Annotated in this window: 6 protein-coding genes; 3 read left to right on the top strand and 3 right to left on the bottom strand. The window is 48.7% G+C overall.

The features are described from left to right. The coding region (locus QZT94_RS05785) for a hypothetical protein (protein WP_296773274.1) at positions 1-1,823 on the bottom strand (1,823 nt) is incomplete at its 3' end. 248 nt (positions 1,824-2,071) lie between these two features. Between QZT94_RS05785 and QZT94_RS05790 the strand changes: the two genes are divergently transcribed. After that, on the top strand, positions 2,072-3,535 hold the full coding sequence (locus QZT94_RS05790) for a hypothetical protein (RefSeq protein ID WP_296761111.1): 1,464 nt from the start codon (positions 2,072-2,074) through the stop codon (positions 3,533-3,535). 152 nt (positions 3,536-3,687) lie between these two features. Here QZT94_RS05790 and QZT94_RS05795 read toward each other — a convergent pair whose 3' ends face one another. Next, the gene (locus tag QZT94_RS05795; RefSeq protein WP_296761112.1) at positions 3,688-4,461 is read right to left on the bottom strand and encodes an HAD-IIB family hydrolase; all 774 of its coding nucleotides are present in this window, start codon (positions 4,459-4,461) and stop codon (positions 3,688-3,690) included. A gap of 555 nt (positions 4,462-5,016) precedes the next feature. Between QZT94_RS05795 and QZT94_RS05800 the strand changes: the two genes are divergently transcribed. Then, positions 5,017-5,247 (top strand): hypothetical protein, encoded by a 231-nt coding sequence (locus tag QZT94_RS05800; protein ID WP_072510708.1) that lies wholly within the window; start codon positions 5,017-5,019, stop codon positions 5,245-5,247. 1 nt (position 5,248) lies between these two features. Here the strand turns inward: QZT94_RS05800 and QZT94_RS05805 are convergent, their stop codons facing one another. Next, positions 5,249-6,376, bottom strand: a complete 1,128-nt coding sequence (locus tag QZT94_RS05805; RefSeq protein WP_296761114.1) for a zinc-binding dehydrogenase — start codon at positions 6,374-6,376, stop codon at positions 5,249-5,251. Positions 6,377-6,781: 405 nt separating this feature from the next. Here QZT94_RS05805 and QZT94_RS05810 point away from each other — a divergent pair, with 405 nt between their 5' ends. Continuing rightward, positions 6,782-7,537 (top strand): sulfite exporter TauE/SafE family protein, encoded by a 756-nt coding sequence (locus QZT94_RS05810; RefSeq protein WP_296761116.1) that lies wholly within the window; start codon positions 6,782-6,784, stop codon positions 7,535-7,537. The last annotated feature ends 383 nt before the right edge of the window (positions 7,538-7,920 follow it).

The raw sequence follows: 7,920 nt of genomic DNA on the forward strand, positions 1-7,920 counted from the left end.
ACCTGGTACTGTTCACTGGTTTCAGTCTCTGAACTGCGCATAGCTTGTGTACGCGAATCCCCGGCATAGGAAGTAACGAATACGTAGGTATCTTTGCAGGGAAACTCGTTTAAGCTGAGAGGTTTACCTTTTTTATCTTTGTCCACGGTATAGGTTCCGTTCTTGGCAGGCAGTTCGATTTGAGCGAGAGGTTTTCGCTTATTTGCGTCCATATTTTTAATTGGTTGCGGTAGGCAGTACAGATCATTTCGCACTGTTTTTTCATCTGCTTTCCATTTGCCTTTACCGGTAAATTCGGGATGATTGTCTGGAAAACCTTTGAGTTCTACCTGGTCGGTTAGTATCTTCGACTCTTTATCTATTACTACTTTTGCCTGAGTTTTCACTGTTGGGGTGAAGGGCACTATCTGAGTCTCGGATTCTTCAAAGAAAGCGGGCACATAGTCGTCTTTCAAATAGGTGTCTGCTGGTTGTAGGGCGCGATGCGCGGCTGCTACAAAGGTATAGAATCCTGGCTTTTCAACCAGGTATGGGTCTTTTTCATTAGAGATGGCGACCCCGTTTTCCGCTTCTTCGAGGCTGGCGGGGGTGGCAGGTATTTGCCAGGTCTTTACTGGTTTAGCATCTGCAGGAATTTGCCCAGGCCCTTGTGCTTCACTAAAGGGACCATATAGCGACAAATCAATTTTTACAGTTTGCCATGTCTGTTTACCAGTGTTTTTACCCCACTGCCCTTCCGCTTTAACCGTGATTTTATCTATAAGCTGGTTACCCTGGTTTTGTTTGTGTATTTCTGCCTGGGTTTGGGTTTTTACTCTAAAGAACTGGCGAGGTTCAGCCGTTATAGAAGTGTTACCGCTAAGAGCAGACAACGGACCGGCTATGAGTAAATCTTGCCAACGCTGATGCTCCCAGATTTCAAAGGTTGTTGGAGGCAGTCCTCGCACGTTTATTTGAGCATCAACTTTTCCCGGACCAGTCACTTCTATGGGAAGTTCTTTGAGGGCATTCGCGGAGAGGACGCTAATAGTATTAGCGTTTTTTGTTCCTTTGAAGCGGGCGGGACCAGATAGGGTTACCGTTTCATTTAGGTTTGAGATAGCGTTTCCCGCTGAGCTTTGCACTATGGGCAACTTGAGTGTTCCTTCAGTTGATCCGGTCGATAGTTTTATTTCTGCCCCTCCTAGCTTGTAAGGTCCTGCATAGGATTTTGCCTGTGACAATAGCTCGTTAGCTCGACTTTTAATCTCGGCAGATTGAGTTTGCTGGGACATCAGCCTGCCAGATAGGGAATGGATAGCATATACGGTTGCCCCGAGTTCTTTTTCTCCTTTTTCTATTGCACCTCGAAGCTGGCCTGCCAGATAGGCGACCTGATACTGTTTTTCTGCCGCAAAAACTGTGGTTGCACCCTTTTTCTTAGCGCTGATTTCAAATGTTGCCGCATTGGAGCGATATTCGCTACCAGCACTAACTGCTCGACGCCCTTGATAGCTGACCCATTTTCCGCGCGGAGAGTTGATTTGCCTGTCAGTAGCACACACCGCAACTTTGGTTCCATCTGTTGATTTGCGGGCATTTAGCTGCATTTTCGAGTTCCCGTAGTTTATCCATACGGCTCCGAGATCTGCTGCCTGCGAGGGGGATTCTCCGGTGACTATAATGGCTGCTGAGAGCATAGTTAATAGCGCTGCTACAGCAGTCAAGCTCACGGTTTTCCGATATCGGCGATAACGGTGTCGTTTTGCGCTGATTCGAGACGGGATTTTTGCTTTGTTTTCTGGGTTGCCCAAGTTGTTTGGGGGCTTTGTTTGTGTATCCATAGGGGAAGATTCCCATTTGGAAATCTATCGCGCTAGATCCTAAAAACTAATTGTGGAAACTGCGTAGTTTTCTCTATCTGGGGATACCGACGCTCTGGGGATAATATCCAGCATTTTAGGTTTCTAGAGCATCACCAAGCTTAAAAGTTCAAGATTTTTGGAAAAACTGGACAAAACCCTCAAAATATACTTTAATCACAATTGAAACTTCTGTAACACCAGTAACTTCTAAAACAAGTTGGTTCCCGATGGTTAGTAAGAAAAAAATCTATAAAATAACAGCTGGCATCCTTATCTTCGCAATGGCAATCACGCTGATACCACTGTCAGCCGCCTTTGGCGAGTCCGGTTTTCGCCCCGGAAATATTATTTCTGATGCCAATATGTATCAGTCCTCCCCCAGCATGACTCAAGCCGAGATTCAAAAATTCCTTCAGATACAAGGAGCAAATTGCAAAGGGAATGGCTGCCTAAAGAATTTGCGCTTTGATACTCGTAGCTACGCAGCTGACAAATACTGCCAAAGTTACCAAGGCGCAAAGAACGAGCCAGTTTCACAAATAATCTATAAGGTAGCTAAATCCTGCAAGATTAACCCCAAAGTCCTTTTAGTTACTATTCAAAAAGAACAATCGGGAGTCACCAAAAACCTAACCAAAACTACCCAAAATAAGCTCCTCGGTTATGGTTGCCCAGATACAGGCCCCTGCGATGCGCTTTATTATGGGGTACAAAACCAGCTCTACCGAGCAGCCAGGCAGTTCCAAAGATACCGGGCACTGCCCAAAAACTACACTTTCCGCGCTGGTAAAAACGCTACAATCCAGTTCTCCCCCAACTCCGACTGCGGATCAACCAAAGTGAAAATCGAAAACGCTGCAACCGCTAGCCTCTACAACTACACTCCCTACCAACCCAACCAGGCTCTTCTGTCCGGTAACCCTGATTCATGCTCTGCTTACGGAAACTATAACTTTTTCAACACCTATAAGCGCTGGTTTGGAGACCCTCGCGGAAGTGCCCCCACCACCCCTGCGAAAAACAAAGTTGATGTCCCAGCGGGAGGAAACACTGGAACCAGCAGTAACACCAAGGCTCAGGCTGAGGCTGAACAAAAAAACAAGCCCGTTAAACCCAACCCTGCGCCCTCAGGAAAGAACCAGAAACCGGCGCAAAACGCAAGTAAGTCCAACCCCAAGACTTCTACCGGGCATACCAACGCCACTCCGGCAATAAATAGCAAAGATTCCACTACCACTAAACCGGCTGCTAACGCAGGCAGAGCCACGTCCTCACCCCAGCAAGACTCCAAGCCCGCGAGCAGCCCTGCGGTATCAACCGCTAAAGTAGGCAGCCAAAAAGAGGCGGCACCCGAAACCGCACCCAGCACTAACGGGAAGAATGTCGCCACCCCGGCAAAAACTTCCTCCTCAAGCGGTGCCAGCCCAACTTCAGAGCCTAAAGACAAAGCTCACAGTCAGTTAGCGGATAATACAGCTCGAAGCGTAAAACCTTCCGCCAAGCCGGTTACTTCGCACAGGGCAGAAACTATTTCTCAACCAAAGAGAAATGGGCAAACCGGTAAAAATGCTCTAGCTAGCACCGGTAGTGTCGGAGTGGTTTCGCTCTTAATCGCTGCGGCAATGTTTGTATCTGGGGTTGCTATCCGCCGACACGTTGTCAATAACCGTCCCATTCGCGTTAATTGCTAGCAGCCTAGACCGCTATCGGTCAGTGCCTGATTATAATGCATTATTGCCGGGCACTGACTGCTATTCGCATCTAGAGCCTCTGCGCAACTATAAATTGGGCGCGCTCCTCTCGCGCACTCCTTGCGCAACACGCACGTCGCCAATACTTAGCTCTATACGCGACTACCAGCGCCCTCCAGCGCGGAAAGCACCTGTTCGATTATTTCTTGGGTCTGCTTTGGACCGGAAGTTGCGCGGGTCTGCACTCCGGTACGCACCGCAGGATAGTCATTACCATCCGGGTCGAGCCTATCGCCTACAAACAAGACTTCCCCAGGTTGAAGGGCAGTTTGTTCCAAAAACTTTTCAATCCCATAGGCTTTATCAACCCCCCGCATAGTTACATCAACCGAGGTAGACCCACCAGAAAGCACAGTTAATTCCGGCAAACGCGCTCCCACCTGGGACGCGATTTCTGCCCGTTTTACCCCCTCGCGATCCCACGCGTCCTTTTCTTCCCGGTGAGCTTGCTGCCCGAGAGCTGAATACGTCAGCTGAGAACCACGGTTTTCGATAATTTCACCGACTGGATTTTCACACCAGTACCCTAAGGAGCGCGCCACTTCTTCTATCACTTTTGTCGCTTTATCGACCAGTTCGGGCGACATTTCGAGCAGATATTGGGTACACCAATCACCGTTTTCAAACAGGTAATAGCGGGTTCCACAAGTTGGCATTAGGTGCAAATTTTGCGGTTCATAGTTTAGGGGTTCAACACTGGTTAGCAGTTGCCGTGAAAACTGTTCAAACGAGCCCCCACTGATTACCCCGGTAGGGAGGACGTGGGTTAGCTGGGCGAATGTTTTTGCCATTTCGGGCTGCATTCCCTGTTTTGAGGGCGAGAGCGTTCCGTCTAAATCAAAAATCATGGCTTTTATCTGGTTCACTGTGCGCCTTTCTCTCGCCCGGCTTTACTGGTATCAATGGGGATATTAGCACTCAAGTAGCTATTTTAGAGGTTTTGTCAGCATTGCACCGTCGAGCCTTTATCAGCTTGCGATTTTGCTTGCTCCTAAAGAGCACCCTAGTGTACCCCTGCTGGTTGAGCCAGTTTTTAAGGACGAGCGGGTCTATTTTCGAGGGCGCACTATGACCCTAGATTTCCCCCGCTTATCCTTTGCAGTTTCTACTCTTTTTCGAGGGCGCACTCTCGGGTTTTGACCACCTAAGAAACGGCGTGGAAGGCGCGAGTTTTAGTTGTTCCCCGTACAAAATGGGTACATGTAACCGTTTTCATAAAAATGGTTTTAATCTAAATTACACCCCTTCTACCAGGAGTTTTAGCCACCTTGAACCCAGCCCCTAACCCGGGATTCTAATTTTTCACGCCCTCGTATTGACTACATGAAATCAAGCTTTCTATAGTATTCATGTAAACGTTTCCACGAAGAGGGAAGTTTCAGAAACTTCTCGAATCGCGATAACAGAAAGAGAGAATAAAAATGGCTAGCGTACTTGCCCCCTCAATCTCTAGAGCCTCCACTCGTCTCGAAGACCCAAAGATGGTTGCCACCATTTCCTTTGTCGCCTTAATGATTTTTGGAGTAGCAGTTTCCCTGGTTGGAGTATTTGCTGGGTTTACCATCACCACCATCTTAGGCGGACTACTAACCGCCGCCAGCGGTTTCGCTCTTGGCTGGTCCACCATCTATTTTGGTCTACAAGACAAATAAGCTACAGCGACATATCAACAACCGCGCGACCTTGTATTTTGCCCTGAGAAAGCAATTTATAGGTCGCGTTTGCTTCATTTAAGGGAACTCGCTTGGTAACAATTTTTTGATAACTAATCAAACCCTTAGCAGCCATACGAATTACTTCCGGCAAATCCTGGCGGGTACGGGCTCCATAAGATCCCAAGATACGCTGCGAGCGGCGCACCAGGCGATTGATTTCTACCTGGGCAGTTTGTACGCCTGCGCCCAGCCCAATCGGAACCATACGCCCTCCGTCTTTAATTACATCCAAGGCAGTATTCCAAGTTTCGGGACGACCGAGCGCTTCGAAGGCCACATCAACGCCCCGCCCTCCGGTAATCTTCAATACTTCTTCTCGCGCATTAGACGTTAGTGAGTTAATCACCTCGGTAGCTCCCAGTTCTTTAGCGCTGGCGAGCTTGTCATCGGATACATCTATTGCCACAATTTGGCTAGCTCCAAAAGCCTTGGCAATCTGGATAATGTTTGAACCTACTCCCCCGGTTGCAACTACTGCCACCGATTCTCCAAAACGCAGGTCAGCGCCGCGTCGTACCGCCCCATAGGCAGTCAAAGCCGCACACCCGATAATTGCCGAGGAAACCAAATCCATACTTTCCGGCACAACAGCCACGGAAGTAGCAGGTACAACTGCATATTCAGCCAATCCCCCCATGGAATACATTGCGATTTCCCTACCATCTAGGTCAGCCAGGCGAGTAGCCCCATCATAGAGTTTTCCTTGTAAACGATTTAGCTCAAAGAAAGGTGCGCACAGGTCATCACGCCCTGATGCGCAGGCTTCGCATTGACCACAGGGCATGAGAAAAGCTCCGGAAACATACTGACCTATTTTCAGACCGGTATGTTCATTGCCTTCACCTAGCTCCACGATTTGTCCGGCAACTTCATGTCCGAGGACGCAGGGCTTAGGGAAATCAATAGCTCCCCCGATTACGTGTAGGTCGGAATGGCAAAGCCCACAAGCAGCAACTTTGATAAGTACCTCGCCAGCTCGGGGGTGGGGAGTGCGAATCTCATTCACTTCCAGTCCCTTGTCAATGTCGCGGAGAACTGCGGCTTTCATCGTCTCGGGAATCGTCATTTTCTGCTCCTTTGCTAGCTTTAGGGTGACACCTTTTTACCGGGAGGCTTTGGCTTAATTGCCGACCCTGCCAATTAGTCAATTAGTTCCAGTATGAAACAATTTTAGATGTTTGTCTATACATTTTAACAAATAATCTATTCCTGGCGACTGCAACCATGAAAGAAGCTAGAGATATAGCGGGTTAAGCACTAAAAATAGCTGTTTTTTGGCAACCCGAAGAACACTAAACAGTTAATTAGCGCTACTATAAAAATGTGCCAACAATAGAACTTTTTGGCTTTTCTTGGTCAAACCAGCTACCACGTTAAGGTACTGCCTTCCTAGAAGCCGGCAGTATTTATTAAGTGGTCACAGCTAAATATCCCGCCACGTTTTTAACCGAGCTGCGCACAAAGGAGGGTAATGTCCACTCTTAGCCCCGAAGTTATCTTCATTTTGGCAATCTGCGCTTTGCTGTGTGGACTCGCAAAAACTGCTCTCCCTGGTCTGGCGTGCATACCGGTAGCCATCCTCGCCGCCGTAATACCGCCCCGCACTTCCACTGCCCTGATGTTGCTGATGTTGCTTACCGGAGACTTACTGGCGGTTTGGACTTACCGCAAGGACGTGGATTGGAAAGTTCTGCGCGCGCTTTTTCCACCAGTAGTAATCGGGGTATTGATTGGCGCAGCTTTTCTGGCAACAGTTTCTAACCAGGTAATGAAAGTTTCTATCGGGATAATTATCTTGATACTGACCGCTATTACTTTGGGGCTAATCTGGTATGCACGTCGCAGCGGAGGCGACCTTGCTACCGCGATGAGTACTTCCCTTCCTGCCCGCCTTTTTTACGGTTCGCTATCGGGATTCACCACGATGGCAGCAAATTCGGGAGGACCGGTAGTATCCCTCTATTTCCTAGCCTCACGTTTCGAAGTACGCCGCTTTCTAGGAACGCAAGCCTGGTTCTTCTTTATTATCAACCTGATTAAATTGCCCTTTTCTGCCGGAATTGGTCTGATTACCCATGAACTTTTGCTACTTTCTGCGTGCCTAGCTCCCCTTGTCCTTGGGGCAGCCCTCTTGGGGAGGCGTTGGATAGGACGTATTGATAACAAAATCTTCGACCCCATTGTCACCATCCTGACCGTTTTGTCTGCTCTGCTATTACTGTTCTAAGTGCGAGTACGTCACTGGCACGACCAGTCGCAAGTGCGGGGAAAGTCAGGTCTGCGCGCCGTTTCCACCCTCCCAAGACAAAACCACCCTCCCAATACCGGCAAAACGCCCCAATTTCAAGCACAATTGCCATCTCGGGAGGGCGCAACCGCACCGGGAGGGTCAAAACGTCACCAAAAAAGGGCGCGACCGGTAAATACGCGAAAGTAATGACAGGAAAAACAGGAGGAAAGTTTCAACCAGGCAGATGCGGGGTGCAGTTTTATGCCGAAGGGTAGGATTTCGGAACATCAAGGGCACGGTCAGCGAGAGAAGCGGAAGTAATGACAGAAGGGCGGGGGAAAGTTTGATCCGAGTAGGTGCGGTGGGCATAAGAATTTGGA

This window comes from Varibaculum sp., assembly GCF_008661855.1.
In the GTDB taxonomy this organism is placed as follows: domain Bacteria; phylum Actinomycetota; class Actinomycetes; order Actinomycetales; family Actinomycetaceae; genus Varibaculum; species Varibaculum timonense_A.

What these genes read in the sequence shown, in the direction of transcription:
- QZT94_RS05790 (WP_296761111.1), top strand. Translation starts at nt 2,072, where the DNA reads ATGGTTAGTAAGAAAAAAATCTATAAAATAACAGCTGGCATCCTTATC.
- QZT94_RS05800 (WP_072510708.1), top strand. Translation starts at nt 5,017, where the DNA reads ATGGCTAGCGTACTTGCCCCCTCAATCTCTAGAGCCTCCACTCGTCTC.
- QZT94_RS05805 (WP_296761114.1), bottom strand. Translation starts at nt 6,376, where the DNA reads ATGACGATTCCCGAGACGATGAAAGCCGCAGTTCTCCGCGACATTGAC.
- QZT94_RS05810 (WP_296761116.1), top strand. Translation starts at nt 6,782, where the DNA reads ATGTCCACTCTTAGCCCCGAAGTTATCTTCATTTTGGCAATCTGCGCT.